The following is a 20,754-nucleotide window of genomic DNA, read 5'->3' as shown; positions in this document are numbered from 1 at the left end:
GTTTGATTCGCAGTGTGGGGGTTGAAAGTGCGAATCAGGTGCGCCGGTAGGTGGTACTGCGCTGTCCCTGGCCACCGAGCATGACCACGTGGGCGTGGTCTAACAAAGGCTCCAACGCGTAACGCAGCTGAGCCGGCGACAGACCCGTGGTGGCTTGCAGTTCCTTGAGTGTGACAGCGCCGGCGGGCGGAATCGCCTGGTACACGGCAGGAACATTCTTACCCAGCGCAGCGAGGCTCTCTGCCCGGACGGTGAAATCCGAGTGCTCTCCCGTGGACTGCCCGGGCAAGGAGAACACCCCGTCCGACTCCACGATGGCGCCAGCGCCTACAAGTTTTCGCAGCATGTTTCTGCAGGACTGCGCTCCAAGTGGCGAGTAGCGCTGCGTTATTGCTTGGAAAGAGGCGGCTCCATGATTCTGCAGCTCTACAAGCAAATCCTCTTCTGTCGGCGTGAAATGTTCGCCAATGCTTTGCAACCCTTCCAGCCAGGAGTTTTGCTCTTCCGTGAAACGCGAACCGCGTGGGAAGAGCACTTTGAACTCCACGCCGTTGTCAATGAAACGCGGCTTTGGCAGGCGAGCTTCCCGCGTCGCAGCCAAGATTTCCTGGATGCCGCCGCCCTCGCCTTCGATGACGCGCTCACCATCTTCTGTTCGGAGGTAGCGCGCTATCTCGTACAGCCTCTTGTTCACCGGCGATTTTGTCAGAGCGGGGCTCTCTAGCTGTGACACAGACAGTCCGCGCAGCCCACCCGGGCTGACCACGATGAGCATCCGCTCCGTGATGCGAATTTCAACCTTCTTGCCCACATCCACCGAAGGACCCAAGTCCCGGTGCACCAGGGCATTCGCCAACACCTCGCGGATCGCACTGGGAGGAAACTCTGGTTCGTCCACCAGGTGCCCGCTGCTCGTGTACCGGCTGACGGTGTCTGAATTCTGCCGAATCCACTCCATAGCCTCCGTCAGCATCACCGGCAAAGGCCCTTCTATCTCTGTGAGATTCCTGTTCCGGCCCACGCCCTCACCGCGGGAAAGGCGCACCGCAGCCGTGGCGCCGAGTGCCGGCTCAACAGACTGTGGCAAGTACCCCAGTGCGTACAGGCCGCCGAAGCGGACGTTGCCCTCACTGTCGGTGACGTTGGTGACCTGCAGCAGCTGAGCATCGTCGTCGATTTTGGAGATGCGAGAGCGAGAGCCCCGCACAGCCTTCAAAAACCCCGTGAGCACCTCATTGTCCAGGACTCCAGCATCAGTTCCCGGCACGGACTCGAAATCGAAGTGCGACTGCTGCCTTTCGGCCAGCGCCGAGAGCTCCAGCATCTTCAGGTCGTTGGAGTTCATCACGTAATCGCCGTCTGCCTGCCGCAGATACGGTTTGCCGTCGTAGTTCGCAGGCTTCTCGGAGGGCAACAGTGGCGTGACTTCAACGACCACCACGTTCTTCCCCTCCAAGGACAGGTGCGTGAACTCCAACTGTGGCGCGGGTTTGACCGCCGCCCGGTTCACGCTGGTCACCTTCTTTTCCATCTGCGCTGGGTGGTCAACCCCGGTGACCTCAAAGCCCCTGCGCTCGCTCACCCCGAGGAGAATTGCGCCCGATTGCGGCATGTTGGCAAACGCGCACAGCGTTTCCCCAATGCTTTCTGGGACTCCCCCACCTGCGGTTTTGCACTCAACCAGCGTGGTGTCATCTCCAAACGCACGCAACTGGGAGAGCGTCTCGCGCAACTGCCCCTCAGTCCAAGTCATGGTTGTGAGTGTATTCTCACTTTCGCACTTTGTCTACCTGCGGTTTCACAGTTTGATTCGCAGTGTGGGGGTTGAAAGTGTGAAAGTGCTGCCACAGAGCAACCGTCGCAAAGCAAAAAGCTCCCTCCACAACCGGAGGGAGCAATCTGTGGAGCATAGGAGAATCGAACTCCTGACATCCTGCTTGCAAAGCAGGTGCTCTACCAACTGAGCTAATGCCCCGCGTACCCAAGGGTACCGTGGGCCTAGCAAGAATCGAACTTGCGACCTCATCGTTATCAGCGATGCGCTCTAACCGACTGAGCTATAGGCCCTTGGAACGAATAGGAATATTACAGAGCACCCATAACAGCTCCAAATCGCCAGCGTACGGCCCATAAAAGAGGCATTTGCTTATCGACGTTCCACCCTCCCGGTAAGCAGGGGTAATAGGCGGGGGTAGGCGTTGCGATAAGTGGTGAACAATCCGCGCTGTCCTGGGGTTTTGTGCGTCTTTGCAGGTGAGGGGGCTGCCCTCGGGTTCGTGGGGTGTTTTGGCAGGGGCTGATTGGTGAACAATCCGCGCCCGTGCGGGCCGCAAACGTTGAACAATCCGAACCAAGTGTTGAACGATCTTACCCCGGTTTACCTGCGCAAACTCCTTGCATAAAATCATGGACATCGAAGCAGCCCATGTCCACCACAACGCACAAAGGAGCAACGAGATGCGCGCACAGACCAAGGCCCTCGCCGCCGCGCTCGCAGCAGCACTGGCCTTCACCGGCCTCCAGCCGGCCGCCGCCGCGGATGCCTCCGCACTCGTTGGCCTCGAGGAAGCCGAATACGCCATCGACTCCGACAACGACGGCCTCCCCGACGACTGGGAGACCGAGGGCGTCGTGTTTCCCGACGGCACCGAGCTCGCCCTCCCCGAATGGGGCGTCGACCCCCACCGCCCCGACCTGTTCCTCCAGCTCAACTGGATGGAAGACCACAACGGCAGGTCCTTCGCGCCGTCCGCGCAGGCGCTGCAGGACATCGTCAAGCTTTTCGACGACCACGGCATCGCCCTCCACATCGACGCCGGCGAAACCTACACCAACATCCCCAACTACACCGAGTTCCACGGCGGCGAGACCGTGGGCTACTCCCAGTACTACTTCGCTGACCAGATCACCGGCGTGCGCCTTCTCCAGGACATCGACACCCACCTCGGCGACCGCTCCAACGTCTTCCGCCTGGGCATCATCGGCGACCAGATCGCCCCCGGCGACTACACCACCGGCGTCGCCCTCGTCGGCGACAGCGCCTTCTTCGTGGCCAACAACGGCCAAATCACCACCGACGAGCAGCTCCGCAACGCCATCCTCCACGAGTTCGGCCACACCCTCGGCCTGCGCCACAGCGGATCCGCGGACGTCACCCGCAAGCTGCCGCGCAGTCAGGCCACCCCGGCCGAATACCTCTCCGTGATGAACTACGACCACGAGTTCACCCACTTCAACTACTCCGAGGAGGCCTACATCGCCGAGGGCCCGAACGGCCCCGTCGAGGTGCCCGCCGACTGGGACTCCCTGGTCCTGGACACCCCGCGCATCGGCCACGACGCCCTCGAGCTCGGCGCCCGCACCGTCTCCCACGGCGCAGCGCCGGCGGTTGCGGCTTCACAGGCGCAGGCTTCTCAGGCGGCCACGGCCACGCCCGCTAAAGACTCGCCCGCCGAGGCCGCTCCGGCCAAGGCCGCAGACGTGAACGTCGCCGCGATCGTCGGCTCCGTGGTTGCGGCCCTGGCCGTCCTGGGCATCGCGGGTGCAGGTTTCGCCGCCATGAACGGCCTGCTCCCCTTCTAGCCCAACGCCCCGGTTCCGCCGGGGCTTTTTTCGTGGGTGCTGGCCAATAGTTGGGGTCGCCGGGGTTGTCCGCAATGCGGAGTCCGCGAGCGATGAAGGCGGGAATGGCGAAGTCGATACCTTGAGGTCGATAGTTGCAGGTCAGGGCCTTTCGACGAAAAGCCGCCGGAATAGGGCTCAAACCTGTGACCAGGAACTATCGACATCGAGGTATCGACATGGGGTTTTGAGGGGCCCGGCCCAGAGACTAGCCCCTACTTGGCTCGGTTGGACATGGTGAAGTTGATGCCGCCGACCAGGTCCGCGATGGCGTTGTACATGATCACCGTCAGCGGGGCCATGATCACCTGGAACAGGAAGCCCACCAGGCCGAACAGGCCCGCGGCGGACATGGCCAGTTTCATGTCCACCACCTGGTCGCCGCCGACGCCTCCGATCAGCGAATTCACTGAATCCACCACCCCGGCGCGCTCCAGCCCGTAGTAGACCAGCAGGCAGGCGGCCATCCAGGCGATGAAGCCCAGAAAGGCCAGCAGCGTTGCCACTTTGAAGGTGGAGCCAGCGCCGATGTGGCGCACGGTCACTTTGCGGACAGCCACGGGCTACTCCTTGTCCTCGTCGGCCTGGGAATCAGAGGAACCGGCGGAGCTGTCGTCGCTAAGCGCTTGCTCGAGGGTCTTCTGCCCGGTGGCGACTGCGGTGGCTTCCTCCTCGCCTTCGTCCTCGACGTTGCGGTCGATGGCGAGCAGCTCGACGCCGTCGGCGAGGTCTACCAGGCGCACGCCCATGGTCGCGCGCGAGGACGGGCGGATCTGGTCGACCTCGGTGCGGATCACGCCGCCGGCGGAGGTGATGGCGAAGATCTGGTCGTCCTCCGCGACAGAGAGCGCGCCGATGAGTTTGCCGCGCTTCGGGCTGTACTTGAAGGTCATCACGCCCATGCCGCCGCGGCCCTGCGCGTTGTACTCCTCGATGGCGGTGCGCTTGCCGTAGCCGCCGGAGGTGGCCACGAGCAGGTATTCGCCGTCCTTGGCCACGGTCATGGCGAGCAGCTGGTCGTCGCCCTTGAAGCGCATGCCTTTCACGCCGGCGGTGGCGCGGCCCATCGGGCGCAGCTGCTCGTCGTCGGCGGAGAAGCGGATGGACTGGCCCTGTTCGGACACCAGCAGCAGGTCGTCGTCCTCGCCGACAAGGGAGGCGCCGATGAGCGCGTCGCCTTCGTTGAGGTTGATGGCGATCAGGCCGGCGGAGCGAGCGGACTCGTAGTCGGTGAGGCGGGACTTCTTCACGCGGCCGTCGCGGGTGGCCAGGACCAGGTACGGGGCGTCCTCGTAGGTCTGGATCTGGATGATCTGGGCGATCTTCTCCTCCGGCTGGAACTCCAGCAGGTTGGCCACGTGCTGGCCGCGGGCGGTGCGGCCCGCCTCCGGCAGCTCGTAGGCCTTGAGGCGGTAGACGCGGCCGAAGTTGGTGAAGAACAGGATCCAGTCGTGGGTGGAGCAGATGAAGAAGTTCTTCACCACGTCGTCCTGCTTCAGCTCGGCGCCGCGCACGCCCTTGCCGCCGCGTTTCTGGCTCTTGTAGGCGTCGACCTTGGTGCGCTTGGCGTAGCCGGTGGAGGTGATGGTGACCACCACGTTTTCGCGGGCGATGAGGTCTTCCTCGGTGACGTCGCCGGTGGCGGCGACGATGCGGGTGCGGCGCTCATCGCCATACTTATCGACGATCTCCTTGAGCTCGTCGCCGACAATTGCACGCTGGCGCTCCGGCTTGGCCAGGATGTCCTTGTAGTCCGCGATCTGTTCTTCGATGGCGGCCAGGTCGTCGATGATCTTCTGGCGCTCCAGGGCCGCCAGGCGGCGCAGCTGCATGGCCAGGATCTCGTTGGCCTGGATCTCGTCGACGTCGAGCAGGTCGATCAGGCCGGCGCGGGCGTCGTCCACAGTCGGCGAGCGGCGGATCAGGGAGATGACCTCGTCCAACATGTCCAGCGCCTTGACCAGGCCGCGGAGGATGTGGGCGCGCTTTTCGGCCTCGTCCAGGCGGTACTGGGTGCGACGGACGATGACTTCGATCTGGTGCTTGACGTAGAAGCGCAGCATCTGGTCCAGGCGCAGGGTGCGCGGGACGCCGTCGACAATGCTGAGCATGTTGGCGGAGAAGTTCGTCTCCAGCGCCGAGTGCTTGTACAGGTTGTTCAGCACCACGCGCGGCACAGCGTCGCGCTTCAGCGTGACGACGATTCGCATGCCCACGCGGTCGGAGGACTCGTCCTCAATCTTGGAGATGCCTACCATCTTGCCGGCGGTGACCTGCTCGGCGATGTTGTGGATGAAGTTGTCCGGGTTGACCTGGTAGGGCAGCTCGGTGATCGTGATGACCTGGCGGTTGCCAATCTCCTCGATCTCGGTCACCCCGCGCATGCGGATGGAGCCGCGGCCGGTGGTGTAGGCGTCCTTGATGCCCTGGTCGCCCACGATCAGGCCCGCCGTGGGGAAGTCCGGGCCCTTCACTCGCTCCATCACGGCGTCGAGGGTTTCCTTCTCCTCGGCGTCGTGGTTCTCCAGGATCCAGTAGATCGCCTCCGCCAGCTCGTTCAGGTTGTGCGGCGGGATGTTGGTGGCCATGCCGACGGCGATGCCGTTGGAGCCGTTCATGAGCAGGTTCGGCACACGCGACGGCAGGACGGTCGGCTCCTGGGTCTTGCCGTCGTAGTTGGGCGTGAAGTCCACGGAGTTTTCGCGGATGTCCCGGACCATCTCCATAGCCAGCGGAGTCATCTTGCACTCCGTGTAACGCATGGCGGCCGGGCCGTCGTTGCCCGGGGAGCCGAAGTTGCCCTGGCCGTCCACAAGCGGGTAGCGCATGGCCCACGGCTGCGCCATGCGCACCAAGGTGTCGTAGATGGCGATGTCGCCGTGCGGGTGGTAGTTACCCATGGTGTCCGCGACCGGCTTCGCGCTCTTCACGTAGGAGCGCTCGGGGCGGTAGCCGTTGTCGTACATCGCGTAGATGATGCGGCGGTGCACGGGCTTCATGCCGTCGCGCACATCCGGGAGCGCGCGACCCACGATCACGCTCATGGCGTAATCGATGTAGCTGGTCTGCATCTCCTCGTTGATGTCGATTGGTTGAATGCGGTCCAAGCCGCCAGTGGTGTCATCAGCCATGTAGATGAGTCTAGCGGGCTTCTCCGGGTTTTCCCGGTTGCGGCGTGGTATCAAAGTGGTATGGCTATGACGCTCCGCTTGACCGCAGACGAGGACAAGGCGCTTGTGCTTTTGGCTTCAGCATGGGGGTGCTCGAAGCAGGAGGCGGCGCGCCGTGCGGTGGTTACCGCAGCATCGCGATTGCTTGACGACGCCCACGTCACCGACCTCGCCCGCACCCTCGTCCCCACCTACGCCAGCATGGAATCCCGGATCCGTCAGGCCCGGTCATGAGGGGTTTTTCCGGCGAGCAGCTCCTCGCCGTCGCCGACGAGTACTGCGCGTTCCACGGCTGCCACGTCCGTTCCTTCGCAGCCCTGGCGGCCAGCGCCGCCGTGCCCGGCGCACGGCTCCACGGCGTGCCGGTGTTCGACAGCGTGGAGGCGGCCGCCGCTGCGCTGGCCGAGACCATCCGGGCACTCGAGCCTCTGTCCGGGTCCAACACCGGATTCTCGGACGTCGCCGGCGAGGTGTACCGGCGCTGGGCTGAGTGAGGATTTGTAAAAGTCGGCCGATCGGGGTGCGCCGATGTCGATACCTGCAGGTCGCGCCTAGGCGCTTCGCCGAGTTTTACACAATCAGATGAAGCCGTCCCGCCGAAGTAGGTCTTCCGTCACCGCCGGGATTGAACACAGCGTGCCGGTGGCGAAGCGCAGCGGACGGATCTGCAACAACTGGAGTTCGATGTTGATCTCGGCATCCTTGACCCGCTGCTGCTTTGTCCAATGGTGGATGCCGTCGTACATGAACCCATAGCGGGGCTCCAGAAGTACGGCGTCCAGGGTGGTGACAAGCCTGTTTCCTCGGCGTACCGGCAACTGCTCCCGGAAAGTGAGGCCGTGTTTGTCCGCGAGCCTCTTCAGTATCAGGCGCATCTCTGTTTCTTTCGGGGAGTCTGCCAGGGCGCTTGAGGTGCTGATGACGGAGGCTAACCATCGGTCGTCGATAAGCTTGTGGCCTGCAAGAATCAGCGACTCTGGAGAGATGGCAAGAAACCGACGGACGCCGTCCACGAGCTGCACGGCCCTGACAAAGACAGGGTCGTCCTCGACCGTTTCGACCTCCCACACAGCTTCACCACGGCGGATCGCCTTCAGCGCCTGGATAGTCGCCAAAGGGGGTGTGGCCAGCTGCACCACCTCGCCGTTGAAGAACACCCGCCAAACGTCTTGGGGTTTGGGGCTGCCGCGAACCATCCCCGGCCTTGTGCTGGTGCCCAGGACTTTTCGGCCGACCTTGGGGTTGATCAGAACGGTGTCGCACGTATCAACCAAGGTTGGAAGGCCGTACAGCGCCAGCGCCCCGAAACCGGAGAGCGTTGTCCCCGGGTGAGACAGTGCGTGCGCGGCGGCGCGGCAACTCGCAGGCACACGGTAGACCACGCGCCTGGGATGGGAAAACGCTGCCGCTGTGGCAATGGGGCCCGGAATGAGCATGTCTGTTGGCACGGAAAAATGCTGGTTGACGGGGTGTGTCGGCATCCCAGGCAGAGGGTCCCGCATGATCGCGTGCCCAAATGTGATGTTCATACCGTTGTAAAGGCCCATGCCTTTTGGACGGTGAAAATGGCGGTTTGGATCCCTGGATGGGGAAAGTTTTCGCCAGTTTTGCAAAAGTCGGCGAGCGACCCTCCCCCGACCAGGCATTATGTACCTGACCGCCCGGAGAACGGACGAGTTTTACAAAAATCCCCCGGTACAAGGCCCGTGCAAACCCCCACCGCCTAACATGTTCCCCATGAAGAAAACTGTTGCGGCGCTGGCGGCCGCCGCCCTGCTCGCCGCCCCCTCCCCTGCCTTTGCGCAGGACACCGCCATTTCGCAGCTGTCCTCGACGAGTTCGAAGGGTTCGTCCAAGCCGAACTACTACCCGGACTACGACAAGGACGTGACCGCGCCCGAGAAGCGCCCGCTGGAGGGGTCCTACACGGGTTCGGCGCCGATTTCGCTGGCGATCGCGCTGGCCGCGACGGCGGTTGCCGTGCAGCTCATCGTGGATTTCGTGCCGCAGGCGCGCGAGGCGGTGGACAACCTGGCGGAGCAGTTTAATCTGACGCAGGTGCCGGGCTCGTCGGAAGGCAACCGCCTGATTCCGGCGAAGGAGATCACGGCGTTCGTGCAGTCCTACGTGGACCAGTACCTCCCCCAGCGTTAGCTCCGCCACACAGCCTGTGTTACGGTTGTGCGCGTTGTGGTTGCAGTGAACCCACGAGAGCCATGTGACTGATGTGGCAATAGAGGTGCTGCGGTGGAAGAGCTGCAACCGAAAACGGCCGGTCCCGCACCGGCCGTTTTTCCCGTTAAACTGGCCGGCATGACTGATCTTTCCCAGCTGCTCGACGCAGCCAAGCGCCCCCAGGTCGTCCAGGAGATCACCACTCTTGTCGACGACACCGTTGCCCGCCAGTCCGGCCTCACCGGCATGGCCCTGAAGTCCGCCGTCGCCGCGGGCAAGAAGGCCGACGCCGACGCAATCTCCAAGGGCGTGAACAAGTTCCTCCCGCAGATCGTGGACGAGCTGAACCCGCACTGGTCCGATTACAAGAACAGTGGCGAGCAGGACTTCGGCCAGTTCTTGGCGGGCCGTGAGGATGACGTCGTCAAGGCAATGCTCGACGCAGGCGACAAGCAGGCGGATTCCATGCCCGGCGCCATCAAGAAGGTGTACTCGACCCTGCGCGGCAAGGCCGCGAAGATCGTGGGGCCGTCGTTGCCGCAGCTCGGTGAGATCGTGGAGCGTTTTGCTTAACGACGTCTAAAGTCACCAACGCCCCAGCGAAACCATTCGCCGGGGCGTTGATTGTTTGGCGCTTACACGTCCAGGAAGCGCACGTCTTTGGCCTTGCGGGTGATGAAGCTGCGGCGGGCCGCAACGTCGTCCCCCATGAGGATGGAGAACAGCTCGTCGGCGCGTTGGGCGTCCTCGATATCCACGCGGCGCAGAATGCGGGTCTCCGGGTCGAGCGTGGTCTCCCACAGCTCCTTGGCGTTCATCTCGCCGAGGCCCTTGTAGCGCTGGATGCCGTCGTCGGTGTTGATCTTGCGGCCGGCCTCCAGGCCCTCCGCCAGCAGCGCGTCGCGCTCGCGGTCAGAGAAGGCGTAGCCCGGCTCGCCCTTGCCCCACTTCAGCTTGTACAGCGGCGGGTTAGCCAGGTAGACGTGGCCGTTTTCCACCAGCTCCGGCATGAAGCGGAACAGCAGGGTCAGAAGCAGGGTGGCAATGTGCTGGCCGTCCACATCCGCATCGGCCATGAGCACGATCTTGTGGTAGCGCAGCTTGGCGATGTCGAACTCGTCGTTAATGCCCGTGCCCAGCGCGGTGATGATGGCCTGGACCTCGGCGTTCTTCAGCACGCGGTCCATGCGGGCCTTCTCCACGTTCAGGATCTTGCCGCGCAGCGGAAGGATCGCCTGGTGCATGGAGTCGCGGCCGCCCTTGGCGGAGCCGCCCGCAGAGTCGCCCTCCACGATGAACAGCTCGGATTTTGTCGGGTCCTTGGAACGGCAGTCCGCGAGCTTGCCGGGCAGGCCGCCCAGGTCGGTGGCGGACTTGCGGCGCACCAGGTCGCGGGCCTTGCGGGCCGCCTGGCGGGCCTGGGAGGAAGACACCGCCTTGTTCACGATGACCTTGGCCTCGGCCGGGTTGGCGTCGAACCAGTCGGAGATGTTCTCGTTCACCGCGCGCTGGACAAAGCCCTTGACCTCGGTGTTGCCCAGCTTGGTCTTAGTCTGGCCCTCAAACTGCGGGTCGGCCACGCGCACGGAGACGACGGCGGCGAGGCCCTCGCGGCAGTCGTCGCCAGTAAGGTTGGGCTCCTTGTCCTTGAGCAGCTTGTGGTCGCGCGCGTAGCGGTTCATCAAGCTGGTCAGCGCGGCGCGGAAGCCCTCCTCGTGGGTGCCGCCCTCGTGGGTGTTAATCGTGTTGGCGAAGGTGTGCACGGACTCCTTGAAGGAGCCGTTCCACTGCATCGCCACCTCGGCCTCCAGGCCGTCGCCCTTCTGGTCGAAGCCGATGATGGTCGGGTGGATGGCCGTCTTCGACTTGTTCAGGTGCTTGACGTAGTCGACCAGGCCGTCCGGGTAGTAGAAGGTGACCTTCTTCTCGCGCTTCTTCTTCACGTCCGGCGCGACTTCGTCGCCCGGCTCCACCGTGTCGCCGTCGCCGTCCTGGTCCACCTCGGAAGCGTCGACGGTCTCGGTGGTGTCGTCGAACGAGTCGCCGTCGATAGCCGCCGCGGTGTCGCCCTCCTCGGCGATCGCCTCGAGCTCCAACTCCTCGTCCGTGACGCGCTGGTCCGTCAGCGTGATGGTCAGGCCCTTGTTCAGGAAGGCCATCTCCTGCAGGCGGCGCGAGATGGTGTCGTAGTTGAAGTCGACGGTCTCGAAGATCTCCGCGTCCGGCCAGAACCGGATGGTGGTGCCCGTGCCGCGGGCGTTGCCGCCCTCCTCCAGCTTCTCCGGCACGGCCATCTTGAAGCGCTGGTACCAGTGCTTGCCGTCGCGCTTGATGTCCGCCTCAACACGGGTGGATAGCGCGTTGACCACGGAAATGCCCACGCCGTGCAGGCCGCCGGAGACCGCGTAGGACTCCGAGTCGAACTTGCCGCCGGCGTGCAACTGGGTCATGACCACCTGCACCGTCGGGGCGCCGGACGGGTGCATCTCCACCGGGATGCCGCGGCCGTTGTCCACGACCTCGACACCGCCGTCCTCCAGCAGGGTGACGTCGACGCGGTCGGCGTAGCCTGCCATCGCCTCATCGACCGAGTTGTCCACGACCTCCCACACCAGGTGGTGCAGGCCGCGCACACCGGTCGAGCCGATGTACATGCCCGGGCGCTTGCGCACCGCCTCGAGGCCCTCGAGGATGGTGATCGATGACGCGTCGTAATGGGGTTGCTGCTCTGCCACTTTCGGGAAGCTCCTCCATGCGTGAATGTGGGCCGAATGTGTAATTCAGGCCCGTTGAACCTGTCCCATATTACACGGTGAGGGGGCCATAACGGGGAGGTGTCCAACGCGCGAGAGGGCGTTTCACGCGCGTTTTTCGCCTGCCCCTACCCGTACGTGTCGCGCGGGCCGCGGCCCTTCACGTGCAGGGGCCCGTACCGCCAGCTCTTCGTCTTCGGCCCGTACACGTGCAGCTTGGTCACCACGTCCGGCCCGACCTTCGCCGCAATCGCCGCGAGGACTTCGCGCTGCATGTACTTCATCTGCGTGGCCCAAGCGGTGGAATCGCAGGTGACGTGCACTTCGCCGCCCTTGATCATCTCCACGCGTGTGTGTTGGCCGATCTTCTCGCCCACCAGCTCGGCCCAGTGCCCCATGACCCAGCCGTGCGCCATCTTCTCGGTCCAGTCGCGTTTGCGGATTTCGGTGCCCAGCAGGTTGGAGAAAGAGGAAACTTTGTAGCTGCGCGGCAATGCGCGCCCGTCCAGGCCCGTGGGGATGCCTCGCACATTTGCTTTGCGACGTTCCTCCGGCACATCCAGACCAGGCACGGTGATGCCCGCCTTTGGTCCGTCGTGAAGCGATGGCTTATTGCGCCTGGGGATGGTGCTGGTGCCCTGGCGGGTGAGGTCCGGCAGCGGGCGGCCGCGTTTGCGGGCGGTGGCGCGGACGGTGTCGAAGCTGCGCTTAATCAGATCGCTCAATGGCGCTCACCCCGTCCTGCATGGTCACAGCGAAGCGCGCGGCGACGGCGTCGTCGAGGTTGCCGGGCAGGTCGTCGCCCACCGCGGCGGTGACCAGGACCTGCTCCGCGTCGGCGGCGACGTGCACGAGACGCTCGCGGCGCTTGGCGTCGAGCTCGGCGAAGACGTCGTCGAGGATCAGCACCGGGTCGGTGCCGTCGCTGACCAAAAGCTGGTATTCGGCGAGGTGGAGCGACAGCGCGTAGGACCAGGTTTCGCCGTGGGAGGCGTAGCCCTTCGCGGGTTGGTCGCCGAGCTTGAGCGCCAGGTCGTCGCGGTGGGGGCCGACGAGGGTGGCGCCGCGGTCGATCTCGTCCTTGCGGCGACGTCCCAGCTCAGCGAGCATGGCGGCCTCGAACACCGCCGGGTCTCTTGTCGGCCCGCCGTTGAGCTCGGTGACCGCCCGGTCCAGCGTGGAGCTGTACTCCACCGACGCAGGGCGAGACTCAGGGGCGACGGACTGGTACGCCTCGGTGATGCGCTCGGCCAGCTCGTCGACGAGGCTGAGCCTTCCCGCCACCACCTGCGCGCCGAGCGCCGCGAGCTGGCCGTCCCAAACGTCCAGCGTGCTCAGCGCGCTGGCGCCGTCCTCGTCCTGGTAGCCGCGGCGCAACGCCATGTTCGAGCTCTTCAGCAGCGCGTTTCGCTGCCGTAGCACCTTCTCGTAATCCGCGCGGGCGCCGCCGAGGCGGGGTGTTCTGAGTGCCGCGAGGTCGTCCAGGAACTTCCGGCGCTCCGCCGGCTCGCCCGTGATCAACCGCAGGTCCTCCGGGGAAAACATCACCACGCGCAGCACGCCCAACAGCTCGCGGGCGGATTTGAGCCGGGTGCGGTTGATCTGGGCCTGGTTCGCGCCGTGCGCCTTGATCAGCAGATGGGTGGTCAGCGCGCGGCCGTCGTTGACGGTGGTGGCGGACACGCGGGCGTTTTCGGCGCTGGCGTGGATGAGCGGAGCATCCGTCGATACGCGGTGGCTCGATAGCTTCGACGAATAGTGGACCGCCTCGACGATATTGGTCTTGCCGTGGCCGTTGCGGCCCGCGAAAACGGTCACGCCCGGCTCAAGCTTGAGATTCAGCTCGGGCCACGAGCGGAAATCACGCAGATCGAGCTCGCGGACGTGCATGGGCTAGCCCGGCAGGCGAACCGGCATGAGCAGGTAAGTGAAGTGCGTGTCCGGGGTCGGGAACGTGCCGTCCTCGCCGCGCTCCGGCAGCTCCTCCGGCTGCGGGATCATGATCGCCGGGCGGGAGGCCTCCGTGAAGCCGAAGACAACGCGGTCGGTGCCGATGACCGACAGGCCGTCGCGAAGATAGCCCGCGTTGAACGCGATGAGCAGCTCGTCCACGCCCGTGAACGCGGCCTGCAGCGTCTCCTGGGCGGCGCCCGAATCCGCGCCGGAGGAGAACAGCGTCAGCTCGCCCTCCTTGAAGTGCATGCGCAGCTGCGCGTTGCGGTCCGCGACCAGGCTCACGCGGCGGATGGACTCCAAAAGCGGCGCGACCTCCACCGACGCGATGGCCGTGTGCGTCTTCGGCAGCAGCGGCGCGACGTTCGGGAAATCGGCGTCGAGCATGCGGGTGGTGGTTTCGCGGTTGCCAGTGTGCAGGCCGAACAGGCCGTCGCCGCCGATGTTGTCGGCCGTGCCCGCCGCGAGCTCCACGGGGTCGTCGATGGACGTGTCCAGCGTGCGCGCGTTATCCAGCAGCGTCTTCGCCGGGACGAGCAGGTCGGCCTTGACGTCCGGGCTGGTCGGCTCCCAGGTCAGGTGGCGCTGCGCCAGGCGGAAGCGGTCCGTGGCGGTGAGGGTGACATTCTCGCCGTCGATCTCCACGTGGATACCGGTGAGCATCGGCAGCGTGTCGTCGCGGCCAGCGGCGGAGGCCACCTGGGTCACCGCGCCCGTGAGCGCCGCCGGGGAGATGCGGCCCGTGACCTCCGGCAGGTGCGGCAGCTGCGGGTAATCGTCCAGCGCAATGAGCGGCAGTTCGAAGCGGGAGGAACGCGCCTTCAGCGTCATCACCTTGGAGTCGGTGGAGACCTCGATGGCGTCGTTAGGCATGGTGCCCACGATGTCCGCGAGCAGCTTGCCGGCCACCGCGACGCGGCCCGGCTCGTTCACCTCGGCGCCGATGCGCACGCGCGTGGAGACCTCGTAGTCGAAGCCCGCGAATTCCAGGCCGTTGTCGTCGGCCGTAATCACAACCGCGCGCAGCACCGGCTGCGTCGACTTGGTGGGCAGGCTGCGCGCGACCCACGCAGCGGCGTCCGCGAGCTCATCCTTATGGACGCGAAACGACACATTGTTGTCCATGACTGCGCAGTCTCCTTTGGCATTTTCGGCATTTCGGGCAGAGCCAGATCGGACACCACTCTACATTTGTCATTCCCCCGCGCGCACTCTGCCTATCGACGTTCACCTCCCGGATCGCCGCCGTCATTTCGGGCCGGGCTCGGGGCTGCGCTTGAGGCCGCGCCGAGATTGCACACCCTCTCTTTCTCCAGATTGAATTACAAGAAGTAAAGAGGGGAACAACAGTAGGTGTTGGGGAAACTGTGGATCGGGCTGTCTCTGCGCCGGTCGCACGGCGTGTCGCGGCTGTGATTCGGGGTGTGGATAACTTGTGGATAGGTCGATTCGCCTGTGGATAGATTCTCGGGGCCGTTGAAATTACACAAACGGAACCGCGTTCTTCCACCAGTTATGCACACTCTATCCCCAGCTTCAGTGCGTGTGACTCCGTTCACACTGTGATCCACCTGGCCAACCTACATCGGTGTAATTACACAGGTGTGGATAGGGCTGTGGAGAGTGGTACAGAAGTGGTTGTTGCTTGTCCACGTGCCAAAACCACAAACCCTGGGACCCAAAGCCTGGGATCGTGCGGAGTTGTCAGTGGGTGAATGCGCCACCTCGACTTGGAGGTTGTTGTGGCTGGTCGTTGGACTCCGAAGGATGTGAAGGCTGCTTCTGTGGCGCGGCTTGTTGCAGGCGATGATGTCGGCGAGATTGCTCGTGATGCCGGAGTGGCAGAGGCCACGGTTTATGAATGGGTCAAGCAAGCTGGCGCGCTTTCGCCGAAGATGGCGTTGGCGCGTGCACGCGACCAACTTATCGGCGATGCGGTGGCGTTGGTGATGTCAGGGATGTCGGTACCGGATGTGGCTGCGACGTTGGGCACGTCACCAGGGGTGTTGTACCCGAGGTTGGCGAAAGTCGGTGTGCTGACCGAACTGCAGAAAAAGCCGCGCATCACCCCGCAGCAAAAGGAAGACGCGGTCGCACGGGTGTTGGATGGTGAGCCGGTGAAACGCGTTGCTGATGCATATGGCATGTCGACTAATTCGGTGTATCGCTGGGTGCAGCAAGCACGCCAGGAGAAAGCGGCGAAACACGTTGATACGCCACAGCGCGCGGACACGCCGGAGGCTTGCACGGTAAAACCACCTGCGCACAGCAAAGTTGATTCCGTGCCAGCACCAATGAAAACACAGGCAGGCCACGCGCCTGCCGACCATGCCGAGGACCGTGTGAACGTCGGCCGCGGGGTCCAACTGTCGTTTGAAGACCGCCTGACGATCCAACATGGGTGCAGCCAGGGATTGTCAGCCAGACAGATCGCCACACTTCTGGGGCGCCACCACAGCGTGATCAGCCGGGAGATTGCCCGCAACGGATGGGAAATCATCGACGATGACAGCGGTGAGGTCAAGGTGTTCTACAACGCCCGGCGTGCCCACACGGGTGCTCAGGCGCGTGCGTGCCGGCCGAAGGTGCGCAAGCTTGATGACAACCCGGTGCTTCGCGCTGTGGTGGTGGAATGTCTTGCCCGCCGGTGGTCACCCGGGCGCATCAGTGTGTGGCTTCAGCATGCTTTCGCCGATGATGAAAGCATGCGTATTTCCCACGAAGCGATCTACAGCGCCTTATACATCCAGGGCAAAGGCAGCCTGCGCGCCGAGCTTGAAGCGGTGATGAAGACCCAAGATGTGCTCATCCGCGGCGGGAAACGCCGAAAAACCCGGCCCCGCAATGCAGGTCTGCTCACCGGCAAGCCGTGGATCAAAGGCGCTGAAATCACCAAGCGCAGCCCAGAAGCCGACGACCGGGCAATCCCCGGGCACTGGGAAGGCGATCTTGTCATCGGCAAAGGCGGCAAAAGCGCGCTGATCACCCTAGTTGAGCGCACCAGCCGCTACACCCTGCTTGGACATCTGCCCACCGAACACACATCGATGACGGTGATTGCAACGATCCAGCAGATGGTCAAAGACCTCAACGCCGAACAGCTCAAGACCATCACCTGGGACCAAGGCGTGGAAATGGCTGAAACCGCACGTGTGCGCATCAAAGACGGCTGCGAGGTGTACTTTTGCGACCCGCACTCGCCGTGGCAGCGGCCCACCAACGAAAACACCAACGGTGAGATCCGCCGCCGGTTCTACAAGAAAGGCACCGACTTCGCCGAAGTAACCCCCGAGCACGTCGCCTGGGTACAAAACGAACTCAACGACACACCACGACAAGTCCTCGGCGGAGCAACACCACGTGAAATACTCGAGCAAATATTCAAACGTGGCGCATTAACCGCTTGATCCCGCCTGCGATTTTGGCGCATTCCCAGGCTCTGGATCCCAGGGTCTGGCGAAAATGTGGGTCCCGGGACCGTTCTTCCCCTCCTCTGCGGCCCCTTGGAGCCCCCAATCCACGGATCCAGCTAGTAGCACCTCGATTATCGCCCCCAGGGAGCGCGGACAAAAAGTTGGAGTGTTGGGGGCTGGAAGGTATTCCGATGCCCGCAGGGTTTCCATCTGATATCCGCGATGGTGCGGTTGAGAGGTTTTTGGCTGGGTCGTCTGCCCGTGAGGTCTGCGACTGGGCTGAAGACGTATGTGGTCGCCGACCGTCGGTGGCCACGGTCGGCAACTGGGTTGCAGCCAGACGTCGCGGCCAGTTGTTTGATGGCACGCGACGCGCCTACGACGCTGAGACCATCGCGAAGGTTGTCGCACGCAGGTTGACCTCGCAGGCGACGGTGCGTGATATTGCCGTGGAGTTCGATGTCAACGACACCGCGGCGCTGACCTGGACGAAGCGGTATTGGCCAGACGATGACGAACGTGATTCGGCAGCGTCGATGACGTTCGACGAGGCGTTTGCGGTGACAATGGAGCGTGTGAGCAAACACCGCAAAGTCCAACGCAACCATCAGCAGCAGCGAGTCGATGAGGCAGCCGATGCGAAAAGGCCACCCCGGCCGGTCAACGAGTGGCTGCCAGGGCCTGGGCCGATAGACGATATCGCTGATTTACCCAGTGACATGGACGAGCTGAAAAAGCTCGTTGTTGAGATGCGCGACCGGGAAACGGTCAAAGACGCCATTATCCAAGTGCTCATGAGCGACGGTGAGCCACGGGGAAAAGGCAACGTCCGCGACGGTGAGTCGCGGGGAAAAGACGACGTCCGTGACGGGGAGCTGTCCACCGCGGCGAAAGCCGCTGTGGTGGTTGCCCTCACGGACGCCCACGGGTTTTCCATCGCCAAAGCATGCGCGGTTGTCGGGATTGCGCAGTCGACGTTTTACTACCACCGACACACCCACACCAAGGTGGTGCACCAGCGCGAACAGCGCCGCGCTGCACTCAAACCGTTGATCTTGCAGGCGGCAGCCGAATCCGGGCAAAGCTACGGCTACCGGCGCATCCACGCCTGGCTGAAGATCATGGGGCATACGGTGTCGGAAAAGATCGTGCGCACTCTCATGCAAGAGCTTGGGTGCCGCCCGCCGGCGAAAGCGTCGGGCAAATACTCCTCCTACACCGGTGAAACCGACCACAAACCGGCAAACCTGCTGCTGATCACCCCAACCAGCAACAGCGACGATGACGGGGATGCGGATGTGGATGTGGCCCGGCCGGTTGTTGCACCGTCGCAGTACTTCATCGACCACGCCGACGCTCAGGGGCTGACCCACGATTTCCACGCGGATGCCCCGTGGGAGAAAATCGGCACCGACGTCACCGAAATCCACTGCCCAGACGGCAAACTATTCCTGTCGGCAGCGATCGATTTCTACGACGGGATGCCGATTGCGGTCACCATGTCGACGTCGCCGAATCACGACCTGGTCGCTGAAATGATCGCGCGAATCGACGAGGTCAAACCAGACGGTGCGCAACCGATTATCCATTCCGATCGTGGTGGGCTCTACCGCAGTGAACGCTGGGTCAGTCTGATTACCGACCACACCCACAACATCTTGGATTGCCCCGACTGCGAGGCCGATACATGGTGCGGCAACCGGTGGCGCTACATCCCGTCACTGTCACGCAAGGCCACCAGCGGCGACAACGCGCGCACCGAAGGCTTCTTCGGCACGATGAAACAAGAACTGCTCAAAGGCAGGCCTGTGGTGTCAACGATGACGGTGGCGCAGATGCGCGACTATATTGACACCTACATCGACTTCTACATCCACAGACGATTGAAGTCGACACTCGGCGACGGCTACACCACCATCGCCGAACACCGACAAGCACTGAGTGCATAACAACGAGACAAAGTCCCCCAAACGCACTCCAAAAATTTGTCCGCATCCCCCCAGAAGGCGATTAGCTGGATCCTTGTAGCTGGAAACCCGGGCGGGAGGACGAAACCGCGGCCGCGCGGCGGAAAGGCCCCGGAAACCCCCGAATCCCGACCCCGACCTACCGCGCGCGGGTGCGGGCGCGGTTCTTGATCACCTGCGTGAGCTCCTGGATCTCGTCGTAGGTGCCGCGGTTTTCCGTCATCTCCTTGCGGATCTTGCGGTCGGCGTACATGACGGTGGTGTGGTCCTTGCCGCCGAACTCGTCGCCGATCTTGGGCAGGGACAGTTCGGTCAATTCGCGGCACAGATACATGGCGATCTGGCGCGCGTGGGCGACCTGCCTGGTCTTTCCGGCGCCGACGAGCTGGTCCAGGGAGACCTGGAAGTACTCCGCGGCGGCGTCCTTGATGGCGTCGGCCGTGATGTTGACGTCGCCTTCGTCGGGAAGGATGTCGCGCAGTGCGACCTGGGCGACTTCCATGGTGATCGGCTCGTTGATCAGCGACGAGTAGGCCGACACGCGGATCAGCGCGCCCTCGAGCTCGCGGATGGAGGACTCGAACTGGGAGGCAATGAGCTCTAGCACGGAGTGGTCGACCTGGGTGCCGTCGGCGGCCGCCTTCTTCATAAGGATGGCGATGCGGGTTTCCAGGTCCGGCGGCTGCACGTCGGTGATCAGGCCGCCTTCGAAGCGCGTCCTCAAGCGGTCTTCGAGCGTGGTCAGCTGCTTGGGTGGCCGGTCGGAAGACAGGATGATCTGCTTGTTTGCCTGGTGCAGGGCGTTGAAGGTGTGGAAGAACTCTTCCTGGGTGCCTTCTTTGCCTTCGAGGAACTGGATGTCGTCGACCATCAGGATGTCCAGGTTGCGGTAGCGCCGCTTGAAGGATTCTTGGCGGTCGTCGCGCACGGAGTTGATGTAGTCGTTGGTGAATTCCTCGGAGGAGACGTATTTGATGCGCAGTCCCGGCTGCAGCACGCGCGCGTAGTTGCCGGCGGCGTGCAGGAGGTGGGTTTTGCCCAGGCCGGAGCCGCCCCAGATGAACAGGGGGTTGTAGGCCTTGGCGGGGTTTTCGGCGACGGCGACGGCGGCGCCGTTGGCGAAGCGGTTGGACGAGCCAATGACGAAGTTTTCGAAGGTGTACTTCGGGTTCAGGCTGGCTTCGCGGTCGGGGTCGTGCGCGGGTTTTTCGCGGGGGATGCGGCGGTCCACGGTGGGGTGCGCATTTGCTTCTCGACGGCTCCCTGCCACCTGGGCAGCATGCATCTGCGCCAATTCGTCCAGGCCCATGGGGATCTGCTCCCCCGCCGCCGGCGCTTCAACGTGGGATTGGGTGGGCTGCCAGCTGGGTTCCGGCGTCGGCGCCGGCTGCTGAACAGGTTCGGGCTCCGGCTCCGGTTCAGGTGCGGCGACGGAGACGGCCAGGGCGTAGGGCTGGCCGGTGTGGGAGGACAACAGTGCCGTGATGTGGGGAGACAGGGACTCCTCAATGACATTTTTGGCGGCTTGGTGGGGTGCGGAGAGTAAGGCGTAGCCGTCGACAAGCACGACCGGCTTCATCAGTCTCAGGTATGCGCGCTGCTGGGGGGTCAGCGTGGGTACGGACGAGGTGGCCTGCTCCGAGAGGCGCAGCAGTTCGTCGACGACGCCGCGCCACAGGTCCTCGAGGTGTTGGTCCGCCAA

Annotated in this window: 16 protein-coding genes, 2 tRNA genes and 1 pseudogene; 8 read left to right on the top strand and 11 right to left on the bottom strand. The window is 63.8% G+C overall.

The window, feature by feature from the left end:
* Window positions 1-34: 34 nt before the first annotated feature.
* From ACX1NL_RS00095 to ACX1NL_RS00085, 3 genes are all read right to left on the bottom strand, one after another.
* A complete protein-coding gene (locus ACX1NL_RS00095; RefSeq protein ID WP_458898285.1) occupies window positions 35-1,753 on the bottom strand; it encodes an ATP-binding protein in 1,719 nt (572 codons plus the stop codon).
* A 149-nt stretch (window positions 1,754-1,902) separates the two neighbouring features.
* Window positions 1,903-1,975, bottom strand: a tRNA-Ala gene (locus ACX1NL_RS00090).
* Between the two features lie 18 nt (window positions 1,976-1,993).
* A tRNA-Ile gene (locus ACX1NL_RS00085) sits at window positions 1,994-2,067 on the bottom strand.
* Window positions 2,068-2,457: 390 nt separating this feature from the next.
* Here ACX1NL_RS00085 and ACX1NL_RS00080 point away from each other — a divergent pair.
* A complete protein-coding gene (locus ACX1NL_RS00080) occupies window positions 2,458-3,582 on the top strand; it encodes a zinc-dependent metalloprotease (RefSeq protein WP_269951722.1) in 1,125 nt (374 codons plus the stop codon).
* Between the two features lie 254 nt (window positions 3,583-3,836).
* Here the strand turns inward: ACX1NL_RS00080 and ACX1NL_RS00075 are convergent, their stop codons facing one another.
* Together ACX1NL_RS00075 and gyrA are read right to left on the bottom strand one after the other, a co-directional pair.
* Window positions 3,837-4,181, bottom strand: a complete 345-nt coding sequence (locus ACX1NL_RS00075) for a DUF3566 domain-containing protein (RefSeq protein WP_181889417.1) — start codon at window positions 4,179-4,181, stop codon at window positions 3,837-3,839.
* Window positions 4,182-4,184: 3 nt separating this feature from the next.
* Window positions 4,185-6,752, bottom strand: a complete 2,568-nt coding sequence (gene gyrA, locus ACX1NL_RS00070; protein WP_458898284.1) for a DNA gyrase subunit A — start codon at window positions 6,750-6,752, stop codon at window positions 4,185-4,187.
* A gap of 60 nt (window positions 6,753-6,812) precedes the next feature.
* Here gyrA and ACX1NL_RS00065 point away from each other — a divergent pair, with 60 nt between their 5' ends.
* Window positions 6,813-7,025 (top strand): CopG family transcriptional regulator, encoded by a 213-nt coding sequence (locus tag ACX1NL_RS00065; RefSeq protein WP_458898283.1) that lies wholly within the window; start codon window positions 6,813-6,815, stop codon window positions 7,023-7,025.
* Window positions 7,022-7,285 (top strand): TetR family transcriptional regulator, encoded by a 264-nt coding sequence (locus ACX1NL_RS00060; RefSeq protein WP_239307563.1) that lies wholly within the window; start codon window positions 7,022-7,024, stop codon window positions 7,283-7,285. The genes ACX1NL_RS00065 and ACX1NL_RS00060 overlap by 4 nt, the downstream gene beginning before the upstream one ends.
* Window positions 7,286-7,369: 84 nt before the next feature.
* On the opposite strand, the gene ACX1NL_RS00055 is transcribed toward ACX1NL_RS00060, so the two are convergent.
* Window positions 7,370-8,338 (bottom strand): hypothetical protein, encoded by a 969-nt coding sequence (locus tag ACX1NL_RS00055; protein WP_181889413.1) that lies wholly within the window; start codon window positions 8,336-8,338, stop codon window positions 7,370-7,372.
* A gap of 190 nt (window positions 8,339-8,528) precedes the next feature.
* Between ACX1NL_RS00055 and ACX1NL_RS00050 the strand changes: the two genes are divergently transcribed.
* Both ACX1NL_RS00050 and ACX1NL_RS00045 read left to right on the top strand, forming a co-directional pair.
* Window positions 8,529-8,945, top strand: a complete 417-nt coding sequence (locus tag ACX1NL_RS00050; protein WP_239356588.1) for a hypothetical protein — start codon at window positions 8,529-8,531, stop codon at window positions 8,943-8,945.
* A gap of 159 nt (window positions 8,946-9,104) precedes the next feature.
* Window positions 9,105-9,539 carry a DUF6918 family protein gene (locus ACX1NL_RS00045; RefSeq protein ID WP_239356587.1) on the top strand — a complete coding sequence of 145 codons (435 nt, stop codon included), beginning with the start codon at window positions 9,105-9,107 and terminating at the stop codon, window positions 9,537-9,539.
* Window positions 9,540-9,601: 62 nt separating this feature from the next.
* Here the strand turns inward: ACX1NL_RS00045 and gyrB are convergent, their stop codons facing one another.
* The 4 genes from gyrB to dnaN form a co-directional block, all read right to left on the bottom strand.
* Window positions 9,602-11,701, bottom strand: a complete 2,100-nt coding sequence (gyrB, locus tag ACX1NL_RS00040; protein WP_458898282.1) for a DNA topoisomerase (ATP-hydrolyzing) subunit B — start codon at window positions 11,699-11,701, stop codon at window positions 9,602-9,604.
* 146 nt (window positions 11,702-11,847) lie between these two features.
* A complete protein-coding gene (locus ACX1NL_RS00035) occupies window positions 11,848-12,444 on the bottom strand; it encodes a DciA family protein (protein WP_458898281.1) in 597 nt (198 codons plus the stop codon).
* Window positions 12,428-13,609 (bottom strand): DNA replication/repair protein RecF, encoded by a 1,182-nt coding sequence (gene recF, locus ACX1NL_RS00030; RefSeq protein WP_458898280.1) that lies wholly within the window; start codon window positions 13,607-13,609, stop codon window positions 12,428-12,430. Before recF ends, ACX1NL_RS00035 begins: the two co-directional genes overlap by 17 nt.
* Window positions 13,610-13,612: 3 nt before the next feature.
* A complete protein-coding gene (gene dnaN, locus ACX1NL_RS00025) occupies window positions 13,613-14,797 on the bottom strand; it encodes a DNA polymerase III subunit beta (protein ID WP_301614110.1) in 1,185 nt (394 codons plus the stop codon).
* A 590-nt stretch (window positions 14,798-15,387) separates the two neighbouring features.
* On the opposite strand from dnaN, the pseudogene ACX1NL_RS00020 reads away from it, so the two are divergent.
* From ACX1NL_RS00020 to ACX1NL_RS00010, 3 genes and pseudogenes are all read left to right on the top strand, one after another.
* Window positions 15,388-15,813, top strand: a pseudogene (locus tag ACX1NL_RS00020) (transposase); the annotation flags it as partial.
* A 153-nt stretch (window positions 15,814-15,966) separates the two neighbouring features.
* Window positions 15,967-17,079, top strand: a complete 1,113-nt coding sequence (locus ACX1NL_RS00015) for an IS30 family transposase (RefSeq protein WP_458898937.1) — start codon at window positions 15,967-15,969, stop codon at window positions 17,077-17,079.
* A 314-nt stretch (window positions 17,080-17,393) separates the two neighbouring features.
* Window positions 17,394-19,034: an IS3 family transposase gene (locus ACX1NL_RS00010; protein WP_458898279.1), complete on the top strand. Its 1,641-nt coding sequence runs from the start codon at window positions 17,394-17,396 to the stop codon at window positions 19,032-19,034.
* Window positions 19,035-19,191: 157 nt separating this feature from the next.
* Here the strand turns inward: ACX1NL_RS00010 and dnaA are convergent, their stop codons facing one another.
* Window positions 19,192-20,754: a chromosomal replication initiator protein DnaA gene (dnaA, locus tag ACX1NL_RS00005; RefSeq protein WP_239356580.1), complete on the bottom strand. Its 1,563-nt coding sequence runs from the start codon at window positions 20,752-20,754 to the stop codon at window positions 19,192-19,194.

The organism is Corynebacterium sp. CQ3829_602738 (genome assembly GCF_054478435.1).
Note: the sequence above shows the minus strand (reverse complement) of the source record. Positions and strands in the feature narration are given on the sequence as shown.

What these genes read in the sequence shown, in the direction of transcription:
- ACX1NL_RS00055 (WP_181889413.1), bottom strand. Translation starts at nt 8,338, where the DNA reads ATGGGCCTTTACAACGGTATGAACATCACATTTGGGCACGCGATCATG.
- ACX1NL_RS00080 (WP_269951722.1), top strand. Translation starts at nt 2,458, where the DNA reads ATGCGCGCACAGACCAAGGCCCTCGCCGCCGCGCTCGCAGCAGCACTG.
- ACX1NL_RS00045 (WP_239356587.1), top strand. Translation starts at nt 9,105, where the DNA reads ATGACTGATCTTTCCCAGCTGCTCGACGCAGCCAAGCGCCCCCAGGTC.
- ACX1NL_RS00065 (WP_458898283.1), top strand. Translation starts at nt 6,813, where the DNA reads ATGGCTATGACGCTCCGCTTGACCGCAGACGAGGACAAGGCGCTTGTG.
- recF (WP_458898280.1), bottom strand. Translation starts at nt 13,609, where the DNA reads ATGCACGTCCGCGAGCTCGATCTGCGTGATTTCCGCTCGTGGCCCGAG.
- dnaN (WP_301614110.1), bottom strand. Translation starts at nt 14,797, where the DNA reads ATGGACAACAATGTGTCGTTTCGCGTCCATAAGGATGAGCTCGCGGAC.
- ACX1NL_RS00060 (WP_239307563.1), top strand. Translation starts at nt 7,022, where the DNA reads ATGAGGGGTTTTTCCGGCGAGCAGCTCCTCGCCGTCGCCGACGAGTAC.
- ACX1NL_RS00015 (WP_458898937.1), top strand. Translation starts at nt 15,967, where the DNA reads ATGAAAACACAGGCAGGCCACGCGCCTGCCGACCATGCCGAGGACCGT.
- ACX1NL_RS00050 (WP_239356588.1), top strand. Translation starts at nt 8,529, where the DNA reads ATGAAGAAAACTGTTGCGGCGCTGGCGGCCGCCGCCCTGCTCGCCGCC.
- ACX1NL_RS00095 (WP_458898285.1), bottom strand. Translation starts at nt 1,753, where the DNA reads ATGACTTGGACTGAGGGGCAGTTGCGCGAGACGCTCTCCCAGTTGCGT.
- gyrA (WP_458898284.1), bottom strand. Translation starts at nt 6,752, where the DNA reads ATGGCTGATGACACCACTGGCGGCTTGGACCGCATTCAACCAATCGAC.